Annotated in this window: 19 protein-coding genes and 1 pseudogene; 14 read left to right on the forward strand and 6 right to left on the reverse strand. The window is 61.9% G+C overall.

What is annotated here, in order from left to right; genetic code table 11:
- Positions 1-6: 6 nt before the first annotated feature.
- The 4 genes from K0M74_RS07175 to K0M74_RS07190 all read right to left on the reverse strand — a co-directional run bounded on the left by K0M74_RS07175 (position 7) and on the right by K0M74_RS07190 (position 5128).
- The gene (locus K0M74_RS07175) at positions 7-801 is read right to left on the reverse strand and encodes a polysaccharide biosynthesis/export family protein (protein ID WP_293969831.1); all 795 of its coding nucleotides are present in this window, start codon (positions 799-801) and stop codon (positions 7-9) included.
- Positions 768-2183: an O-antigen ligase gene (locus K0M74_RS07180; RefSeq protein ID WP_293969773.1), complete on the reverse strand. Its 1416-nt coding sequence runs from the start codon at positions 2181-2183 to the stop codon at positions 768-770. The genes K0M74_RS07175 and K0M74_RS07180 overlap by 34 nt, the downstream gene beginning before the upstream one ends.
- Positions 2184-2198: 15 nt before the next feature.
- Positions 2199-4220 (reverse strand): nucleoside-diphosphate sugar epimerase/dehydratase, encoded by a 2022-nt coding sequence (locus K0M74_RS07185; RefSeq protein WP_293969776.1) that lies wholly within the window; start codon positions 4218-4220, stop codon positions 2199-2201.
- Between the two features lie 143 nt (positions 4221-4363).
- Positions 4364-5128, reverse strand: a complete 765-nt coding sequence (locus tag K0M74_RS07190) for a metallophosphoesterase (RefSeq protein ID WP_293969779.1) — start codon at positions 5126-5128, stop codon at positions 4364-4366.
- Positions 5129-5375: 247 nt separating this feature from the next.
- Between K0M74_RS07190 and wecB the strand changes: the two genes are divergently transcribed.
- The 12 genes and pseudogenes from wecB (at position 5376) to K0M74_RS07250 (ending at position 17215) form a co-directional block, all read left to right on the forward strand.
- Positions 5376-6494: a non-hydrolyzing UDP-N-acetylglucosamine 2-epimerase gene (gene wecB / locus K0M74_RS07195; protein ID WP_293969782.1), complete on the forward strand. Its 1119-nt coding sequence runs from the start codon at positions 5376-5378 to the stop codon at positions 6492-6494.
- Positions 6481-7776 carry a UDP-N-acetyl-D-mannosamine dehydrogenase gene (gene wecC, locus K0M74_RS07200; protein ID WP_293969785.1) on the forward strand — a complete coding sequence of 432 codons (1296 nt, stop codon included), beginning with the start codon at positions 6481-6483 and terminating at the stop codon, positions 7774-7776. Before wecB ends, wecC begins: the two co-directional genes overlap by 14 nt.
- A gap of 46 nt (positions 7777-7822) precedes the next feature.
- Complete coding sequence (locus K0M74_RS07205) at positions 7823-8635, forward strand: class I mannose-6-phosphate isomerase (RefSeq protein ID WP_293969788.1); 813 nt, start codon at positions 7823-7825, stop codon at positions 8633-8635.
- A 58-nt stretch (positions 8636-8693) separates the two neighbouring features.
- Positions 8694-9260 (forward strand): ATP-dependent protease subunit HslV, encoded by a 567-nt coding sequence (gene hslV / locus K0M74_RS07210; protein ID WP_293969791.1) that lies wholly within the window; start codon positions 8694-8696, stop codon positions 9258-9260.
- Positions 9261-9265: 5 nt separating this feature from the next.
- Positions 9266-10567: pseudogene (hslU, locus tag K0M74_RS07215) on the forward strand (ATP-dependent protease ATPase subunit HslU).
- A gap of 143 nt (positions 10568-10710) precedes the next feature.
- Positions 10711-11577 carry a helix-turn-helix domain-containing protein gene (locus K0M74_RS07220; RefSeq protein ID WP_293969794.1) on the forward strand — a complete coding sequence of 289 codons (867 nt, stop codon included), beginning with the start codon at positions 10711-10713 and terminating at the stop codon, positions 11575-11577.
- Between the two features lie 120 nt (positions 11578-11697).
- Positions 11698-12636, forward strand: a complete 939-nt coding sequence (locus K0M74_RS07225; protein ID WP_293969797.1) for a tetratricopeptide repeat protein — start codon at positions 11698-11700, stop codon at positions 12634-12636.
- Complete coding sequence (tilS, locus tag K0M74_RS07230; protein WP_293969800.1) at positions 12590-13594, forward strand: tRNA lysidine(34) synthetase TilS; 1005 nt, start codon at positions 12590-12592, stop codon at positions 13592-13594. Before K0M74_RS07225 ends, tilS begins: the two co-directional genes overlap by 47 nt.
- Before the next feature lie 81 nt (positions 13595-13675).
- A complete protein-coding gene (gene ftsH / locus K0M74_RS07235) occupies positions 13676-15622 on the forward strand; it encodes an ATP-dependent zinc metalloprotease FtsH (protein ID WP_293969803.1) in 1947 nt (648 codons plus the stop codon).
- Between the two features lie 125 nt (positions 15623-15747).
- Entirely contained in the window at positions 15748-16071 is a 324-nt protein-coding gene (locus K0M74_RS07240; protein WP_293969806.1) for a hypothetical protein, read from the forward strand.
- A 33-nt stretch (positions 16072-16104) separates the two neighbouring features.
- Positions 16105-16590 carry a hypothetical protein gene (locus K0M74_RS07245; protein ID WP_293969809.1) on the forward strand — a complete coding sequence of 162 codons (486 nt, stop codon included), beginning with the start codon at positions 16105-16107 and terminating at the stop codon, positions 16588-16590.
- A gap of 19 nt (positions 16591-16609) precedes the next feature.
- Positions 16610-17215 (forward strand): DUF3800 domain-containing protein, encoded by a 606-nt coding sequence (locus tag K0M74_RS07250; RefSeq protein WP_293969812.1) that lies wholly within the window; start codon positions 16610-16612, stop codon positions 17213-17215.
- Between the two features lie 57 nt (positions 17216-17272).
- Here the strand turns inward: K0M74_RS07250 and rpoZ are convergent, their stop codons facing one another.
- Positions 17273-17617: a DNA-directed RNA polymerase subunit omega gene (rpoZ, locus tag K0M74_RS07255; protein ID WP_293969815.1), complete on the reverse strand. Its 345-nt coding sequence runs from the start codon at positions 17615-17617 to the stop codon at positions 17273-17275.
- Between the two features lie 140 nt (positions 17618-17757).
- Here rpoZ and K0M74_RS07260 point away from each other — a divergent pair, with 140 nt between their 5' ends.
- Complete coding sequence (locus tag K0M74_RS07260; protein ID WP_293969818.1) at positions 17758-18954, forward strand: phosphatidylserine/phosphatidylglycerophosphate/cardiolipin synthase family protein; 1197 nt, start codon at positions 17758-17760, stop codon at positions 18952-18954.
- Here the strand turns inward: K0M74_RS07260 and K0M74_RS07265 are convergent.
- On the reverse strand, positions 18951-19589 hold the full coding sequence (locus K0M74_RS07265) for a methyltransferase domain-containing protein (protein ID WP_088443689.1): 639 nt from the start codon (positions 19587-19589) through the stop codon (positions 18951-18953). The genes K0M74_RS07260 and K0M74_RS07265 overlap by 4 nt on opposite strands.
- A gap of 152 nt (positions 19590-19741) precedes the next feature.
- Between K0M74_RS07265 and K0M74_RS07270 the strand changes: the two genes are divergently transcribed.
- Positions 19742-21034, forward strand: a 1293-nt coding sequence (locus K0M74_RS07270) for an MFS transporter (RefSeq protein ID WP_293969825.1), incomplete at its 3' end; no start/stop codon positions are given.

Consider the following 21034-nt stretch of genomic DNA (forward strand, 5'->3'; position numbering starts at 1 on the left):
TTTATTTCAATTTCGCGTCTGCAACACCGCAATCAGCGGCGAGATTAACAGCGGTGAAATCGTAACAATTTGCTGGAGAAGTCTGCGGCCCGGCGAATCGCCGACCACGACGATGTCGTTCGGATAAAGGGCTGGGTCCGCATAGGCTCCCCGACGGATGGCGCCAAGGTCGTAGAGCGCGATCATCTGGCGACCCTCAACTGTTCGGTGGATGACCACTTCGCGCAGCTGAGCAAATTCACTCGCGCCACGCGCGGCGGCAATCCCGCGCATAAGCGTCATTCCGGAAGCCATCGGATAATTACCCGGCTGCTTCACTTCCCCATCGATCGTTATGAAATCGCTTACCGATTCATCCAGGTTCACAGCCACCTGCGGGTTACGCACAAAAGCCTGGCGAAGCTGCCGTTCGATCTTTTCGCTGGCTTCGCCCAATGAAAGATCGGCTACATGCACAACGCCTGTGATCGCCAATGTTATATTACCCGAACCATCAACCGTAAGACGACGTTCTGGCATGAGTCCATCAGCATCGATGATCAATTTGTCAAAGGGTCCGATCTTATAAACATAAGCTTGGTTGCTTCCCGTCTGGCCATCGGGTGCCGGCAACTCGTTGCTTTCGACCCGCGTCACCGTTGGACCTCCCAGCCCTTGTGCGACCATTCCCTTCCCGCAGCCGGACAGGGACAATGCCAGGGCAGCGACGACCAACAAGGTTGCTTTGCTGTTGCGGCCTGAGCAGGTATAATTTCTCATAATCCCAATCACTTCCGGGCAAATTTGTGAGCGCTTGAACACCAAGCCGCCATCACCATTGCATATAACATTATAGACGGCGTCCGCAGCGGGTAATCAGCTGCGCTGGCAAGCGCAAGCATCACAAGAACGGAGAAGCCCGCACGGCCAAGCATCTGTAAGCCAAATCCCTGTTCATCTTTAGCTATGCGGCGATTGCGCAGGAGAGAGATGAACCAGCCGATTCCGATCCAGATCGCCCAAAGGAACAACAAAACGGCGGCGATGCCACCGGTCATCAACAACTCTGCAAAGTCATTGTGAGCATGGTTGAAATAGCTGGCGGCGACAAAACTATCCGGTTCGAATATCTGATAGGTCTCGACAAACGTCCCTATTCCGCTGCCAAACGGGAAAAACCGGCTGATAGCCTGGCCTATAACCGGAAGCGCCTGAATACGCAGTTCAGACGCAGCGTCCGTATCGATAAGTCGTTGCAGGGCAGGTGTTCTAATCGCGACCACCAAGACAACCATAAGTAGTATCGCGGCGATGCTCATGCCCACCAGCCGCGTTCTATGTGCACTATTAATACCCGCAACGCGGCCCTCCGCCACCGGCGGACGATACACCCACCAGGCGGAAAACATGCCAATCGCGGCGAGGAGCAATCCCGAACGCGATCCGGTCATGAGAATCAGTGGAACGAGCAATGCTGCACCGGCGATTGTCATCGATCGGTAGAAAAACAATCGGTCTGGCCGCCCCTTAAACAGCGACAAATTGGCCGCGAGCAACGGGTATAGCGTTGCGAGAAAAATTGCTTGATGATTTCGATTGGCGAAAAGCCCAACGCTCGCGGTTCCATTGGTAATGCGATAGAAATACAAAGGACCGTTGGCTGGACCAATAGCTTGGATCATACCTAAGATCCCGCTTATCATGCCGAGAATGATCAACAACTGAAGCAATTGTTGATGTCGCGATCGATCTAAGGAAAGCACAGCCAGCATGACCGCGAACGGACCGGCTAGCGAGAATAGCGCATTCCAAGTCCGCGCTTGCGCCATCGATAGTGGTTGCCAAGGCAGGTCCATACCCACACTTTGATAGGTTTCCACCACGATATTACGCCCTGGCAGAGAGACCCATATTTCTGGAGGAAGCGGCACGAGATGGATTGCGACCAGCGCGACGACACTGATGCACAGTATGACGAGCGGCTTGCCACGCTGCCAAGCACTAGCCCAGCACAACACGATCGAAATGGCCAAAAGAAATGCCGACAACGGACGCCATATCAGGAGTGAAATAAGATCATCGCGCGCGCCGCCGGCCAAAAAAAATGCCGAAAGTAGCGATATGAAAGCAATGGCCGCTGGGACACGATCTGGCGCCTCCGATCCCGGAATAAAGAACGCCCGTCGCGACGATAGTTTTTTCATGGATGACGCACTCACTCAGCCGGCCGCTGTCCGATGATTCTTTTCGGGAATCGACACATTCGCAGGAAGGGAGTGCGCATAGTCAGGAACGGCACGTTGAACAACCGCCATGGCGGCCTCCAAGTCGCCCACATCAAGCGCGCGGCCCAACGTTGCCAAAATCTTTGACAATTCCGGCCAGTCGAGCATGACCTCCTCAGCTCGCATGATACGGCTATGTTGGGTCGGTAGCGGATTATCCCCCAATAACAGCTCTTCGTACATTTTCTCACCTGGACGCAGGCCAATCTCCTCGATGGCGATATCGCCATCGGGATTGTCCTCACTTCGCAGCGTGCGACCTGACAATTGAATCATCGAACAAGCCAGATCGAAGATGCGTATTGGCTGCCCCATATCTAGAACGAAAACATCGCCCCCCTCTGCCATCGCTCCAGCCTGCATCACTAGCTGCGCTGCCTCGGGAATCGTCATGAAGAAACGGGTCACGTCACGGTGCGTCAGCGTAACCGGACCACCTTCCTCGATCTGGGCGCGGAAGCGCGGCACAACCGATCCGCTCGATCCCAGCACATTGCCAAAGCGAACCATGGAAAACACCGTGTCGCTACGTCCGATTGCGCGCGCCTGAAGGATGAGTTCGCAGATGCGCTTCGAAGCACCCATAACATTCGTCGGCCGAACCGCTTTGTCGGTACTCACGAGGATGAAGCGCGACGCTCCAACCTTCTCCGCCTCGATGCAGCAATGATATGTTCCAAAGATGTTGTTCTTTAGCCCCGAAATCGGATTGGCTTCGACCAACGGCACATGTTTGTAAGCTGCGGCATGAAACACCGTCTGAGGACGGTAGCGTTCCATCATTCGAGCCGCAACAACTGCTTCAGAAATGTTGGCCAGTTCGGGTGTAATTTCGGTCTCGCCATTCTTTGCGAAACGCTCCTTCAATTCCATGTGAATGGTGTAGAGCGCATGTTCTGAATGCTCGATGAGGATCAATTGCCGCGGATGGCGCGCAGCGATCTGTCGGCACAACTCGGAACCGATCGAACCACCAGCCCCCGAGACCATAACGACTTTTCCGGTGATCGCCGAACTAAGAAGCTCTTCATCGGGCGGAACTGGGTCACGGCCCAACAGTTCTTCGACTTGTACCTCACGCAGGTCGCGGATCGAAACCTTGCCGTCCATGATATTAGCCATGCTTGGAAGCGCCCGCACCTTTACCGAGTGTGCCTGCAGTTCTTCGACAATCTCGAGCCGCCGCGAGCGCGGGATGCTCGGCAAAGCGAGCAGAATTTCGTTCAACCTCGAATTCTCGATCAGATCGCCTATATCGTTCGTGCTGTGGATCGGAACGCCGTCGATCCGGTGACCGTCAAGACTTTCATCATCGTCTATATAACAGATAAGCGACGCATTGCCGTCGTGCTGGATCGCAAAGCCAAGCTGTCGGCCGGCTTTCCCGGCGCCGTACACCGCAACTCGCGATCCGCCCCTTTGCCGAACAACATGGAGGATATCCACAAGGGCATATCGAATGGCGATTCGGCTGAGCGCAAGCAACAGCATGAGCAGCATGGGCTGCAACACGCCAACGGTGCGCGGCACATTCTGAACTCCAACGAACATGAAGATTGTCATCATTGGCAGCGAAAGCAACAAACAGGCAACCGCTAGGTCAATCATTGTCCGTCCGCCAGCAAACCGGATAATGGACCGATACACTCCTCGCAATCGGGCTGCGACCAGCCAAGCTGGCAATACTACCGCGATTACCAAACCAACAGAAGAGTTCAACAAGTCCCAAGACCCAGTCCGTAACGACAAGGCCAGGCAGACTGACAAAACACAAAGGCCCAGATCCATCACTACCGCAATAGATCGCCTCACCGATCTGGGCAGTTCGGCGACCTTGAGTAGGGTTGCCACGGTCACGGAAAGAAAAGAAGATTCAAGTGCTTGTTGTCGTGTCACAGCAGAATTCGATATTTCGGTTACATGAAATCTAGGCGAATGCTTGTCCGCGTCGATCAAGCGCGAGGATCGTCAAAGGGCCTTATAGCCCATCAATTTTACAAGCAATCAAAATCCGGATGAAGCGCGGGTGCTGATCAGCATTGCCACAACCCAGCTGAAACTCTCTTAATTCTACTTGCGTTGATCCGAGCTATCGTGGCTCAGTCAGCGGTATCTAGGTAGCGCCGCGTGCCACTTTCGAGCACGATTGCTGTTAAGATGCCAGAGTCGTAAGCGCCAGTGTCTATTCCGATCCGGTTTGGCCTTTCGTCGACATTCTCGCGGATCGTGTGTCCGTGAATTACCATCACCCCATGATCCCTGTCGTCATCGAGAAAATCGTCGCGTATCCAACGCAAATCGGAGAGCTCTTGTTTCTCGAGCGGCACGCCGGGCCGGATTCCGGCATGAACAAAGACGTAGTCACCAATTTCAATCACATCTTCGCCGGCGCCCAAAAACTGGACATGGCTGGCGGGAACCAGGCCCGGGAGGATCTCTGCAACCTCCTCGAAGCTCGCTTCTGAGAGGTTAACGTCGCTATTCCAATAACTCTGCACAGTCGCCTCGCCGCCAATCCGCATAAAATAACGCAGCCGTCGGACATCGCCTGTGAGGGCGGCCAGAAAACATTCCTCGTGATTGCCGATCAAAAGGCGGACATCGGTGAACTCATGGTGCAGCCCGATGGCTCGCTCAACGACCTCGGCCGATTGCGGCCCACGATCGACGAGGTCGCCGAGCAGAATCAACGTGAGATGTCCGACAGGGCGCGCCGCCGCATCGGCCCGAATGCGCTGGATCAACTCCGCAAAAAGATCGTCGCGCCCGTGAATGTCGCCGATGGCATAAACGCGCTGCCCATCGGGAATAGCAAAGCTGCTGCGGCTTTGCGCGACCGCCTTGCTCTTACGCTTCCAAAACATGACCTGTTGAACCGATCTTACTCAAACCGCCGTAACCGCGGGAATATTGCGGCCGGATATCGCCGCCCCCTAGCCCTGCAAGCGGACGGTGACAATATACGTGCCATACCGCCCGGCGTTGCAGGCTTTCCACTTATCACATTTCGTAAAGGCCTGCCGCTCGGTGCTTAAGGGTGTTGCAAGCTTTGTCGCTTAATGGCGCATTGGACATTAGTCGACAGTTTCGCAATTCGGAGAGTCGTTTAAAATGAACGTGATGACTGTCTTCGGCACGCGCCCCGAAGCGATTAAGATGTTTCCGGTCGTCCACGCCCTGCACGCACATGCAGGTATCGACGCACGCGTCTGCGTCACCGCGCAGCACCGCGAAATGCTCGATCAAGTATTGCGAATAGCGCGCATCACGCCCGACATCGACCTTGATGTCATGCAAGTTGACCAGACGCTCGATGGGCTTTTGGCGCGGCTTGTAACCGGCCTTGGCGCGGCATTCGATACCGAAAAGCCCGACCGCATCCTCGTCCATGGCGACACGCTCACGACGATGGCAGCGACACTTTCGGCCTATTTTCGCAAGATTCCCGTCGGGCACGTCGAGGCTGGACTGCGCAGCGGGAATATTTATCACCCGTGGCCGGAAGAGGTGAACCGCAAGGTGGCGGGGGCCGTCGCGGACCTTCATTTCGCGCCGACCGAAACGGCCGCGGCAGCGCTCCGTGCCGAAAATGTCCCTGCCGAACGCATTCACGTCACCGGTAACACCGTGATCGACGCGCTGCTTGCGACAAAGGCGCGGATTGACGAGGAGTCGTCGCTTGCCGCCGGGCTCGATTCGCTCGTCAGCCGCTTCGTCGGCAAACGGATCATTGCCGTGACGTCGCACCGCCGCGAGAATTTCGGTGACGGGATGAAGGCGATTGCCGAGGCGATCGCCGCTATCGCAGCGCGGCCCGACATCGCGGTGGTCTTTCCGGTCCATCCCAACCCGCATGTCCGCAGCGCGATGGAACCGATCCTGGGCGGTCTGTCTAACGTCGCGCTGATTGATCCGCTCGACTATCCGCATTTCGTTCGCCTGCTAGCGATCTCGGACCTCGTTCTGACCGACAGCGGCGGGGTGCAGGAGGAAGCGCCTGCGTTCGGCAAACCCGTCCTCGTCATGCGCGAGACGACCGAGCGCCCCGAAGGCATAGAGGCCGGCACCGCCAAGCTTGTCGGAACAGACAAAGCGCGTATTGTTTCCGAAATTTTCAGGCTTCTCGACGATAAGGACGCCTATTCGGCCATGGCCCGCGCTCACAATCCCTTCGGTAACGGCACGGCGGCCAAACAGATTGCGGAGATTGTAGCTCGTGCCCATCGATAGCGAACAGACGGTCACCGTCCTCGGGCTGGGCTATATCGGCCTGCCCACCGCGGCATTGATCGCGCGCTCGGGCTGCAAGGTGACGGGCGTCGATGTCAGCCAGCACGTCGTCGACACCGTCAACAACGGCAAGGTGCATATCGAGGAAGTCGATCTCGACGGCCTGGTCCAGGGCGTCGTTTCGCGCGGTGCGCTGGTGGCGTCGACCGACGTCGCGCCAGCCGACACCTTTGTCATTGCCGTGCCGACCCCGCACGACGAAAAATATCGCCCCGACATCGGCCACGTCCTGTCGGCCGCGCGTGCGATCGCGCCGAAGCTGGAGGCCGGAAACCTCGTCATCCTCGAATCGACTTCCCCCGTCGGTACGACCGAAAAGGTCGCCGAGCTCCTTGCCGAGTTGCGCCCCGACCTCAAGGTCCCCGGGGCCTGCACCGGCGCCGCCGAAATCTTCGTCGCTTATTGCCCCGAGCGTGTGTTGCCGGGTCGAATCCTCGTCGAGCTGGTCGATAACGATCGCTGCATCGGCGGCATCACCCCGCGCTGCGCCCGCCGCGCGATGACCTTTTACCGCCAGTTCGTGCGCGGCGCCTGCGTGACAACCTCGGCGCGCGCCGCCGAAATGGTGAAGCTGGTCGAAAACAGCTACCGCGACGTCAACATCGCCTTTGCCAATGAGCTGTCGATGATGGCCGAGCAAATGGGCGTCGATGTCTGGGAGGTCATCCGCCTCGCCAACCGTCATCCGCGCGTCAACATCCTCCAGCCCGGTCCCGGCGTCGGCGGCCATTGCATCGCAGTCGATCCGTGGTTCCTCGTTCATGGCGCGCCCGAGCACAGCCGCCTGATCCGCACTGCGCGCGAGGTCAATCTGGCCAAGACGGCGCATGTCATCTGGGCCACCGAGATGCTGGTGTCGCAGCATCCAAAGGCGCGTGTGGCGTGTCTCGGCCTCGCGTTCAAACCCAATATCGACGATTTCCGCGAAAGTCCTGCTGTCGAGGTCGCGGCAGCACTGGCACGCCGGTTCGGCAAGCAGATCCAGATCGTCGAACCCTATTCGCGCGGCTTGCCGATGGAATTCGCCGGCACCGGCGCCGAGTTGATCGATCTCGACAGCGCCCTGGCCGCCTGTGACATTCTGATCGTGCTAGTCGACCACGAGCTGTTCAAATCGATCCCGCTCGAAGAACGGAGCGAAAAGATCGTCTATGACACACGCGGTCTGTGGCTCGACCAACCGTCTGTGACCGGCACTAACCCGCTGTACCGCGCGGCCTGACGCAGCAAAGCTTGACGCGTTGGCGCTGCCCTCGCATGGGCGGGGCATGCTGCAACGTCTTGAAACGATCGTCGTCGAAAAGCCTTGGGGCCGCACCGATATCCCACGCGATTTCGGTGATTTCGGTGATCGCCGGATCGGCGAAATCTGGTTTGCCCATCCGGACGGCGACGCTGCGCCGATCATGGTCAAATTCCTGTTCACGTCCGAACGCCTGTCGATTCAGGTTCACCCTGACGATGCCGCAGCGCAGGCGGCGGGTTTCGCCCGCGGCAAGGAAGAGTGCTGGCTGATCCTGGACGCTGACGCCGACGCAGGCGCAGAGCTTGGCGTTGGCTTGACCGCAGAAACCAGCCGCGAGGCGCTTCACGCGGCGGCGCTCGACGGATCGATCGTCGACATGATCGACTGGCGAGCGAGCAAGCCGAATGATTTCGTCTATAACCGCGCCGGAACGATCCATGCCATTGGCGGCGGACTGACGGTGGTCGAGGTGCAACAGAATGTCGACTGCACTTACCGGCTCTATGATTATGGGCGTCCGCGCGAACTGCATCTTGATGCCGGATTGACGGTTGCGACGCTGGGACCGGTCCACGACGCGCGCGATACGGTTGTGGACCCTGCTGCAAACCGCATGCTGGTCAGCGGCCCGCATTTCTTCCTCGCCCAGCTCGCGGGGCCGATCGATCCGGCGATCCTGGACCGCGCGGCCGGCGAACTCACTTTTGTTCCGCTTTCCGCCGGTTGCGCGGCGGCAGACGAGACGTTGGCCTTGGGCGAAGCCGCTTTGCTCGACGACGCAGCGTCAATTGAAATCGCGCCCGGCGGCCGCGCCCTGCTGTGCTGGGCCGCCTGACCGGCGCATATCCGGCCTCCCCTTGCGGCCCCGCCCGCTATCTCCCATATCCCGCCGCATGACCAATTCTCACGCGCAAAGTGCCGCGCCCTGGCACGGAACCACCATCCTCTCCGCCCGCACCGCTGACAAGGTCGTCGTCATCGGCGACGGGCAGGTGTCGATGGGCCAGACGGTGATGAAGCCCAATGCGCGCAAGGTGCGCCGCCTCCACGACGGCAGCGTCATCGGCGGCTTTGCGGGCGCCACTGCCGACGCCTTCACCCTTTTCGAACGCCTCGAAGCCAAGCTTGAGCGCCATAACGGCCAGCTGCTGCGCGCCGCGGTCGAACTCGCCAAGGATTGGCGCACCGACAAATATCTCCGCAACCTCGAGGCGATGATGATCGTCGCCGACAAGGAGGTGACTTTGGTCATCACCGGTAACGGCGACGTCCTTGAACCCAAGGGCGGCATCGCCGCGATCGGATCGGGCGGCAATTACGCGCTTGCTGCCGCTACCGCGCTCGCCGAATATGAAAAAGATGCCGAAGTGCTGGTCCGCAAGGCGATGCAGGTTGCCGCCGACATCTGCGTCTATACCAATGACCAGTTCACCCAAGAAACCATCGAAACTCAGGCGTAAAACAGATGAACAAAGACCTGACTCCCAAGGCGATCGTCGCTGCGCTCGACACGCATATCATCGGCCAGGATGCCGCCAAGCGCGCGGTCGCGGTGGCGCTGCGCAATCGCTGGCGCCGCCAGCAACTGTCTGCCGATCTGCGCGACGAGGTAACGCCGAAGAATATTCTGATGATCGGTCCGACCGGCTGCGGCAAGACCGAGATTTCGCGCCGCCTAGCCAAGCTCGCCGACGCACCGTTCATCAAGGTCGAGGCGACCAAATTCACCGAGGGCGGCTACGTCGGCCGCGACGTCGAACAGATCGCCCGCGATCTGGTCGAGGAAGCGGTGCGGCTGTAAAAGGACCGCCGCCGCTAAGCGGTGCGCGCCGCCGCCGAAGAGGCCGCGATGGAACGGCTGCTCGATGCACTGACCGGCAAGGGCGCGAGCGAGGCCACGCGCCAGAGTTTCCGCCAGCGCATCCGCGAAGGGCATCTCGACGACAGCGAGGTCGAAATCGAGGTTGCCGACGCACCGAACATGCCGTTCGAACTGCCCGGTCAGCCCGGGCAGATGAGCATGATCAACCTGTCCGACATGCTGGGCAAGGCGATGGGCGGTGCACCCAAGAAGCGCCGCAAGCTCAAGGTCATCGAAGCCGCGACGCGGTTGATCGAAGAGGAGCAGGACAAGCGCCTCGATCAGGACGACGTTGCCCGCATCGCGCTCGCCGATGCCGAAGCCAATGGCATCGTCTTCCTTGATGAAATCGACAAGATCGCCGTCAGCGACGTGCGCGGCGGCTCGGTAAGCCGCGAAGGCGTCCAGCGCGACCTGCTGCCGCTGATCGAAGGCACCACCGTCGCGACCAAATATGGTCCGATGAAAACCGACCATATATTATTCATCGCATCGGGCGCCTTTCATGTCGCCAAACCCAGCGACCTGCTCCCCGAGCTTCAGGGCCGCCTGCCGATCCGCGTCGAACTGAGCGCACTCACCGAAAGCGATTTCGTCCGTATTTTGAGTGAGACCAAGGCGGGACTGCCCGAGCAATATTCGGCGCTGCTCGGCACCGAGGACGTCACCCTGTCGTTCACCGACGATGCGATCGCGCGCGTCGCCAAACTCGCCGCCGAGGTCAACGAACGCGTCGAAAATATCGGCGCGCGGCGGCTCCAGACGATCATGGAGAAACTGGTCGAAGAGGTCAGTTTCGGCGCCGAGGACATGTCGGGCACCACCCTCGCGATCGATGCCGCCTATGTCGAACGCCAGCTGGCGGAGATTGTCGGCGATACCGACCTCAGCAAATATGTGCTCTGAACGCGTCTTGTTCCAACGGGCGTAATTCATACTCTTTTCAGCCGGTCGTTTGCCGAACTTCATTTGACTTTTTCGGCGCGTCAATGCGATGAACGGTGCGACGCGGTCGACACGGGTTGCAATCGACCGGCGCGGAGACAGTAATGACAGACGAGGATGTCGCCCCGGAACAGGGCGAGCTGGCGATTACGCGCACCGGCGACCGGCTACGGCTGGCGCGGGAAGCTGCGGGATTGTCGCTTGCCGATGTGGCGACCCGCACCCGGATCACCCAGCGCCACCTGTCCGCGATCGAAAAGTCCGATTTTTCGGAACTTCCGGGCCGAACTTACGTCACCGGCTTCGCCCGCGCTTATGCCCGCGCGGTCGATCTTCCCGAAGCCGAAGTCGGCGCCGCGGTGCGCCGCGAACTCGAAGAAGATGCGAATGGCGCGCGGCCGCTTTACGAAGCTTATGAGCCGACCGACCCGGCCCGCCTGCCCACCGCGCGGATGACATGGACGCTGGTGATTATCGCCTTGCTCCTCGCTTCGGCCTATGGCGTTTGGCGCTTCCTGTCGGTCGAACCGGGCGAAGCACTGATTGCCGCGCAGAACCGCGCCGCCGATGCCTCCGAAGCACCGCAAAGCGACGCCGCGGCGGCGCCGACAACGAAGGCCGGTTCCACCCAGTCAGCCATCGCCACCAACGCGCCGGTGGTGCTGACCGGCCTTTCCGAGGTGTGGATCGGATTCGACGACGCGACTGGCAAGACGGAAAACTGGCGCACGCTCGACCCGGGCGAAACCTATCAGGTACCGCCGGCATATATCGACCAGTTCACGCTACGCACCAGCATTCCGCAGGCGTTGAAAGTCACCGTCGGCGGCCGCGACGTTGGAGCAATCGGCCCCGCCGATACACTGGTAAAGGGCGTTTCGCTCAAGCCTGCCGATCTGGTGGCGCGCGCTGAAGGAAACGGCGCGCCGATCACTGCGGCGCCATCGGCACGCCCGCTTCCGAAGGGCTGAAACGGCCATCTTTTGGGTCGGCACGAACGGCAGCGCACCGAATTGGGTTTGCGCTGCCGCACTCTGCCGCGTTATGAACGTCAAAATGGTTAATTGGTGGGGGCCGAACGGCTAATGAAAATGCATCAGATCACTTTCCTGGGAGCCGCGACGATTGCGCTTGCCGCGACGATGCCCGCGCCTGCGCAAGAGGGGGCCATCGACAAGCGCGTCGAACGGCTCGAAAAGGAAATGCGGGCGGTCCAGCGCTCCGTATTCCCCGGTGGCAGCCCGGCCTTTTTCGAGGGCGAGATTGCGCCCGACAGCACCCCCGGCGAACGCGCGCGCAGCAACGCCCCGGTGATCGACCTGACAGCACGTGTCGACGCCTTGGAAAGCCAGCTCCAGACGCTGACCGGCCAGACCGAGCAGAATGCCTTCCAGCTGCGCGAGCTCGAAAAGCAGTTCACCGCCTACAAAGCCGAGATGGATCAGCGTTTCGCCGATCCCGAGGCCACCGCAACGCCCGCCAACCTTGCCCCCGCTCCGACCGCGAAGCCGCCGACGGCGGCGCCTTCGGTTGCCGCCACGCCGGCGAAGAAGCCCCCGGCCACGGCCGCTAAACCCACCGCGACAACGCCCAACGCGGCACGGCTCGCGCTGGTCAAACAGGTTGAAATCCCCGCGACCGGCAACGAAACCAAAGACGCCTATGATTATGGGTTTCGGCTGTGGGAGGCCAAGCTCTACCCCGAAGCGCAGGCCCAGCTGAAACAGGTCGTGACCAAATGGCCGAGCAGCAGCCACGCCAGCTTTGCCCAGAACCTGCTGGGCCGCGCTTACCTCGACGAAGGTAAGCCCAGCCTGGCCGCCGTCGCATTCTATAATAATTACAAGGACCGCCCGAGCGGCGCCCGCGCGCCGCACAGCCTGATGTTCATGGGCGTCGCGCTCGACAAGCTGGGCCGCAAGGCCGATGCCTGCAAGGCGTTCCGCGAGCTTGAAGAAGTCTATGGTGACAAGGCTCCGCAGGATGTCCGAACCGATGCAGCCGCCGCAAAAACAAAAGCAGGTTGCTGACCGCGACAGCGCCGACCGGCTGGCGAGCGACCTTCGCGCGCTCGCCGGACCCGAATGGCACCGCTTGCACTATGGCGTCGCCGTGTCGGGCGGTCCCGACAGCATGGCGCTGCTCTGGCTGATGGCCACGCTGCTGCCCGGACAGGTCTGGGCGGCGACCGTCGATCATGGCCTGCGCAAAGGGTCGGACCAGGAAGCGCGCATGGTCGCGAGCTTTTGCAGCCGCGAACATATCCCGCATTCAACCCTGCGCCCCGCCGCGGCGATCAAAGGATCGCTGCAGGCCGCCGCGCGCGCGGAGCGCTATCATCTGCTCGACCAGTGGCGCGGCGCCAATGCGCTCGATCATATCCTCACCGCGCATCATGCCGACGATCAGCTGGAAACGATCGTCATGCGGCTCAACCGCAGCAGCGGCGTCGGCGGCTTGTCGGCGATTCGCTCGCGCAATGGCGTCGTGATGCGGCCGTTGCTGCATTGGCGGCGCAGCGATCTGGTCGGTCTGGCGCTCGAAAAGGACCTGCCCTTTGTCGATGACCCGTCGAACAGCGACAATCGTTTCGATCGCGCCCGGCTACGGCAGGCGCTGACATCACAGACGATCCTCGATCCCGTCGCCGCCGCGCGCTCGGCGGGCTGGCTCGCGGAGGCCGACGAGGCACTCGACTGGGCGGTCGAGCGCCTGATCGCCTCCTGGCCCGACGCCTCCGACATCGCGGTGATCCGCAACGAATCCTATCCGCCCGAGATGTTTCGCCGCATCGTCGCTCGACGCCTGCGCGCCAATGCCGGCCAGCTGGCGATCCGTGGCGGCTCGCTCGATGGCGTGATCGCGGCCATGCACAAGGGCAAGCGTGCGATGGTCGGCGCCCTGCTGATCGACCCCGTTCGCGGCTTTGAAGGGACGATTTGGCGCATTTCTGCTGCACCGCGCCGGAAACTGCCCAAAAAGGGCTGATTGGCTCATTGTCATTTAACCTGATTATCCTATCTTATCGGGATAGGAGCGTATGGCCGCGCCGATTAGGAAAGTACTCGCATGCAGGACGACAAGGAACCGCAGGGCAACCCCTGGATGAAGAGTGTGATGATCTGGAGCGGCATTTTGCTCGCCATGCTCCTCGTCGCCTCGATGTTCGGAGGAACCGCGCAGCCTGCGGGCAGCGCGATGGCCTATTCCGAGTTCCGCCAGAAGGTCGAAGAAGGCGCCGTCAAGGACGTCGTCCTGTCCGAAGACAGGGTGACCGGCACGCTATCGAACGGCGACCGCTTCACCGCGAATGTCATCCGCGATCCCGACCTTTTGAAAATGCTCAACGACAATAATGTCAAATATGACGGCAAGGCGACCGAAACGCCGAACTTCTGGATGTATATGCTCATCCAGTCGCTGCCCTTCATCCTGATCCTCGGCATCGCCTTCTTTGTTTTCCGTCAGGTCCAGAAAAACAACGGCTCGGGCGCGATGGGCTTTGGCAAGTCGCGCGCCAAGATGCTGACCGAAAAGCAGGGCAAGGTCACCTTTGACGACGTTGCCGGCATCGACGAAGCGCGCGAAGAGCTGGAGGAAATCGTCGAATTCCTGCGCGACCCGACCAAATTCTCGCGCCTCGGCGGGCAGATTCCCAAGGGCGCGCTGCTCGTCGGTTCGCCCGGCACCGGTAAAACCTTGCTCGCCCGCGCCATCGCGGGCGAAGCGGGCGTGCCCTTCTTCACCATTTCGGGTTCGGACTTCGTCGAAATGTTCGTCGGTGTAGGCGCCAGCCGTGTCCGCGACATGTTCGAACAGGCCAAGCGCAACGCGCCGTGCATCGTCTTCATCGACGAAATCGACGCCGTCGGCCGCCATCGCGGCGCCGGGCTGGGCAATGGCAATGACGAGCGCGAACAGACGCTGAACCAGCTGCTCGTCGAGATGGACGGCTTCGAAGCGAACGAAGGCATCATCATCGTCGCCGCGACCAACCGCCCCGACGTGCTCGACCCCGCCCTCCTTCGTCCGGGCCGCTTCGACCGCCAGGTCGTCGTCCCGCGTCCCGACATCGAGGGCCGCCAGAAGATCCTCGAAGTCCACACCCGCAAAAAGCCGCTGGCACCCGACGTCGACCTGCGCCGCGTCGCGCGCGGCACCCCGGGCTTCTCGGGCGCCGATCTGGCTAATCTTTGCAACGAAGCGGCGCTGCTCGCGGCGCGCAAGGGCAAGCGCCTGATCGCGAATGACGAGTTTGAAGAGGCCAAGGACAAGGTCATGATGGGCGCCGAGCGCCGGTCGATGGTGATGACGGAAGACGAGAAGAAATCGACCGCTTATCACGAGGCCGGTCACGCGCTCGTCTCGCTCCACGTCGACGGCTGCGATCCGCTGCACAAGGTGACGATCATCCCGCGCGGCCGCGCGCTGGGCGTGACGTGGAACCTGCCCGAACGCGACCGTTATTCGATGAGTATGAAGCAGATGAAGGCGCGCCTCGCGCTCTGCTTCGGTGGCCGCATCGCCGAACAGCTGATTTACGGCAAGGACGAGCTCAACACCGGCGCGTCGAACGATATCCAGCAGGCAACCGAAATGGCGCGCTCGATGGTCATGGAATATGGCATGTCGGACAAGCTCGGCTGGCTGCGGTATCGCGACAATCAGGACGAAGTGTTCCTGGGCCACAGCGTGTCGCGCGCGCAGAATATGTCGGAGGACACCGCGCGCATGATCGATGCTGAAGTGCGCCGCCTCGTCGAAGAAGGCGAGAATGTCGCGCGCAAGGTGCTCACCGATCACCTCGACGAGCTTCATCTGCTTGCCGGCGCGCTGCTCGAATATGAAACGCTCTCGGGTGAGGAATCGAAGCGCGCGATCAGGGGCGAAGACATCGGCCGCGAGGACGATGCCGACAAGCGCGGCACCCCGGTGTCGGGCCACGCCGGTTCGCTGCCGCAGATCAAGCGCAAGCCGCGCGGTCCGTTTGGCGACCCGAAACCCCAAGGCGCCTAGACTGATTGACCTGGCGCGCTCGCTTCAGGGGTCATTCATTGGCTGACGGCAAGTTGCTGCGCATGACCCTGGGGAGCCGCGCGCGCATCTTGCCTGTCTTGCTGACCGCGCCGTTACTGTCCGCAATGGCGCCGGGCGACATGAGCGTTGCAGCGTTCCTGATGCGAGCCGACTCGCTCGCCCGGCTCGGCCCCCTCGCGCTCGCGACGCCGCAAGGCAATCAGTTGAAAGGCGAGGTCATCGCCGCGGGCAAACGCTACAAGGCGCGGATCGATGCCGATCGGCGCGCCGGGCGCAAAACCACCAGCTGCCCGCCCGAATCGGGAACGCTGACGCCCGAGCAGTGGCTGGGCCACCTACGCTCCTATCCCGCGCCGGTCCGCAAGCGCGTCAGCATTCACACGGCATTCGATGCACTGATGAAGAAACGCTACCCCTGCCCTGCCTGATCCGCCATGGAGCGATCGAAAAAGGAGACGGTGATGATCCGTAAATCGTGGACGATAGTGACGCTGGCCGCCATTTTGGCGATGGGCGCGCAGCCCGCAGCGGCGCAGGGCACCGGCGTGCTGACGAACAAGGTCGAACTGGAAAGATCAGGACCGGGTGTTGATGGCCGCGAGGGCGAGAAGACCTACACCACGCCCGATGTCGTCGTGCCCGGCGACCGGGTTCGCCTGACGCTCACCTTCACCAACAATGGCGCCGCCCCGGCAGCGGGGGTCAATCTGACCAACCCGATTCCCGAGGCGCTGGTCTTTGATGGCACTAATGACACCGCGGGTTTTGCCGTTTCCGTCGACGGCGGCAAGACGTTTGGAGCGCTCGCCGAACTGACGGTGACCGTCACGGGCACTGCACCGCGCCCTGCCGCAGCAACCGACGTCACGCATGTCCGCTGGCTGTGGAGTGATGCTGTCCCCGTGGGGCAAAGCCGCTCGGTCGCCTTCTTCGGCCGCGTCCGGTGATCCATCGGCCCCGCCGCCGGTGACGATTTACTGCGACGAATCGGGTGGGCTCAATGCCGGTGCGATGACGTTTGCCGCGGTCATGCTGACGCCGCAGGTCGCCGCCGACATTCATGCGCGGTTTCGCAGTGTGACCGGCCTTCGCGGTGAACTCAAAGGCAGCCGGATCAGCATCGTCGAGCGCGCCTATCTGCTGGAACTGTTCGATCGCGCCGGTGGCCGCGTCTGGGTTGCGGTGGCGAAACGCGACACGATGGGCGGGAAGCTCGGTGACTCCGTTCCCAGCGACCTGTCGGTCTATGCCGCGCTGCTCAACCTCGCGGTCGGGCGGTGGCTGCCCGAAACCGGCGGCGTATGCACCGATGTCGTGATCGACGATGGACGTTACGATCCAACGATACTCGGCAAGGTTCGCGAAGAAATTCAGGCGGGTCTCGGCGGTTGGGGGCGCGCCTCGCTCGCCGAAAGCCACCGCAGCGACGGGGTGCAGATCGCCGACGTCATCGCCAACTGCCTGTTCAACATTGCCGTCGGCTCACCCCGCGCGCACCGGATCCAGCGGATCATCGAACCGATGCTGGCATCGAAAGTGATCCGGGTAGCCGAGCTCATGGATCTCGACTGACACAAAATAGAAAAGGCCGCGGTTTCCCGCGGCCCCTTCGTTCACATGTCGCAGCGCTTAATCGAAGTCGCTGCCACCACCCGCGGGGCTGCGCGGCGGCGCGGCGGCGGTCAAGCGGAGGGCTTCGGCCGAGCGGCTGATCGAGCTGATTTCATCGGGCGTATCGTCATCGTCGATCACAACCTTCTGCAGCGTCGTGATCAGCGTTTCCTTCAGATCCTTCGGACGCACCGTCTGTTCGGCAATCTCGCGCAGCGCGACGACGGGGTTCTTGTCGCGGTCGCGGTCGATGGTCAGCTCCGAACCGCCCGAAATCTCGCGGGCGCGGTGCGCGGCGAGCAGGACCAGGTCGAAACGGTTGGGAATCTTGTCGACGCAATCCTCGACGGTAACGCGGGCCATGTTGTTTCCTTAGAATATCGGAGAGACCAGCCCTTTTTGAGGGCGTGGCGGCAAGCGCTGCGCGCTAGCAGGACGGCCCGCCGCTGTCAATCGAAGCGCTGCCCTTGCGGCGCTCGTGTCGCCCCGCCTATGAGCGGGCGATGACTGATACGCCCAGCCCTGCCAGCGATTCCGATACGCTGACCGCTGACGTCGCCGGTCACCGGCTGGAGGTCATAGTCAACGGCGACCAGCGGCTCGAACGAATTCTTGCGCTGCTCGCTGGCGCCATTCGCAGCCTCGACATCATCATGTACATCTTCAAGCATGATGCCGCCGGGACGCGCGTCCTCGATGCAATGACCGCCGCCGCGCGGCGCGGCGTGCGAGTCCGCGCGGTGATCGACAGTTTCGGCTCATCGGACATCCCGGACAGCATCTTTGTTCCGCTGCGTGAAGCGGGCGGCAGCGTGACCTTTTTCTCGCGGCGCTGGCGATCGAGCTATTTGATCCGCAACCACCAGAAATTGCTGTTGATCGACGACGACGTGGCGGTGACCGGCGGCTTCAACATCGCCACGCCCTATCTTGGCACACAGCCCGACAATTGCTGGTTCGACCTCGGCATCATCGTACGCGGGCCGTCGGTGGCACGGATGGTCGCGTGGTTCGAGGCGGTCCACGATTACACCGTGAACAACGACGGCAAGCTGCTGATGCTCCGCCGCCTGATCCGTGAATGGCCGGTTGAGGCGGGGCCGGTGACCTGGCTGGTCGGCGGCCCGACCCAGCGGCTGTCGCCATGGGCGCAAGCGGTGCGCACCGATTTGGTCGGCGCGCGGCAACTCGACATGGCGATGGCCTATTTCTCGCCGGGCCAGGGCATGCTGCGGCGACTGGGCCGCGTCGCCCGGCTAGGGCGCGCGCGCTTCATCATGGCGGCGAAGTCGGACAATGCCGCGACGATCGGTGCCTCGCGGCTGCTCTATGGCTATCTGCTGCGCAAAGGGGCGCAGATTTGGGAATATCGCCCATGCAAGCTGCACATGAAACTGATCGTGATCGACGATGTCGTCTATATCGGCACCGCCAATTTCGACATGCGCAGCCTGTTCGTCAATGTCGAGGCGATGCTGCGCGTCGCCGACGCCGGTTTTGCCGAGCGGATGCGCGGTTTCATCGCGGCGCAGCAGGCGGATTGCGATGACATCACGCCCGCCACGCACAAGGCGCGGGCCGGTTGGCTGACGCGGCTGCGCTGGACGCTCGCATGGTTTGTCGTGGGCGCCGCGGACTATACGGTGTCGCGGCGGCTCAATTTCGGTCTTGGAGACGCCGATCCCGATCTGGAAGTTTAGTCTTTCCAGCCCCAGAACAGGAAGCAGGGCGGCACATTGACCCATTCGAACGCATTGTCGATGCGGGCGAAATGCGGCGCTAGGAAATCGCGCGCGCGGGCGCGGAACTGATAGACAAGGAACGCCCCGCCGGGGCGCAGAACGCGGTGCGTTGCCGCAGCAATCGCCGGGCCGACGCCAGCGGGCAACGTCGAGAAGGGCAGACCCGACAGGACATAGTCAGCTTTTTCAAAGCCGTGCGCTGCGATGATCGCCTCAACTTCGGAAGCCGAGCCGTGAACCGCGATAAAGCGGCTGTCGCGGATGTCCTTACGCAGATAATCGATGAAATCTTCGTTGGTGTCGATCGCGATCAGCGTCGCGTCACCCGCCATGCGTTCGAGCACCGGGCGGCAGAAGGTGCCAACTCCCGGGCCATATTCGACGAACAGCTTGGTGTTCTTCCAATCGACGGGCTTCAGCATGTGGCGGATCAGCGTCGGTGACGAGGGCACGATCGACCCGACCATGACCGGATGCTTGATAAAACCACGGACAAACATGCCCCACGGTCCGAAAAAGCGCTTGAGGCCCTCGCGGACCCGGCGGCCCAGCGGAGCTTTCTTTTCTTGGGCCTGCGCCCGCGGATTGGTCATATTGGCTTTCGCGTTGTTGCGGTTGGCGAAGGCGTGGCAAAAACGGCGCGTTGGCGCAAGGAAAGAGTCTGTCTTGACTCTGGACAGCGAGGCGCTCGCGTGTAGGGAAAGGCCCGATTGCTCACGCTGGACGGCAAAGGGGGATTTTCGGCATGGCGACATTATCGCGCTCGATCCCCGCCGATCGCATGGCCGTACTGTTCGCGGTCATGCTGGTCGCTGCCGCGGGCAATACCGCGATGCAGTCGATCTTGCCTGCCATCGGCGCAAAGCTCGACATTCCTGATGTCTGGGTCAGTCTGGCGTTCAGCTGGTCGGCGCTATTATGGGTGATGACGGCACCTTATTGGGCGCGCCAGTCCGACAAGCGTGGCCGCAAGGCGCTGATGGCGCTCGGCGTGATCGGCTTCATGCTGTCGATGGCGCTGTGCGGACTGGCGCTGTGGGCCGGGCTGGCGGGCTATCTCGCCGCGGGAACGACGTTCGTGATCTTTGCGCTGTTCCGCAGCTTGTACGGCGGGTTCGGATCGGCGGCGCCCCCGGCGGTCCAGGCCTATGTCGCGTCGCGCACCGACCCTGAGGAGCGCACGCAGGCGCTATCGCTCGTTTCCTCGTCGTTTGGGCTGGGGACTGTGATTGGCCCGGCGATCGCGCCGCTGTTCATCCTGCCTTTTGTCGGGCTTTCGGGACCGCTGCTGGTTTTCGCGCTGATCGGCTTGATCGTGCTGATCATGCTGCGCTGGCGGCTGCCCGACGATGTCCCGCGCTTCGCCGCGCGCGGCGCGATCGCGGCCTATCCGACCGCTGCCGGATCGACAGCGTCGGCGAGCGAGGACAGCGACGAAGACGTTGAGGATCGTGATGCCCCCGCCGCGGCGCCGCTGCGCTGGACCGACAGACGCGTTCGGCCATGGATGCTCGCCGGGCTTTGCGGCGGCCAGGCGCAGGCGATGATGCTCGGCGTCATCGGCTTCCTGATCCTTGATCGGCTCGAACTTCGCCCCCGCCCCGACGAAGGCGCCGCGATGACCGGCATCGTGCTGATGGCCGGCGCCTTCGCAACCTTGTTGTCGCAGTGGGGGCTGATCCCGCTGCTCAAACTGTCGGCGCGCACCGCGGTTCTGATCGGCGCGGCGCTCGGCGCCGGCGGGTTGATCATCACGGGGGTAGCGCAGGATCTGCACGGCATCGTGATCGGCTTCGCCCTCGCCTCGCTCGGTTTCGGGCTGTTTCGCCCGGGCTTTACCGCAGGCGCGTCGCTATCGGTGCCGCGGCGCGATCAGGGCAGCGTCGCCGGCATGACCGCGTCGATCAACGGGTCCGCCTATATCGTGTCGCCTGCGATCGGCGTCCTGCTCTATAACTGGCACCCGATGGTCGCCTATGGCTTGATGGCGGGATTCTGCGGCTGGCTGGTGCTGTGGGGGGGGGGGGGGGGGGGGGGG

It is taken from the genome of Sphingopyxis sp. (assembly GCF_019459305.1).
GTDB lineage: Bacteria > Pseudomonadota > Alphaproteobacteria > Sphingomonadales > Sphingomonadaceae > Sphingopyxis.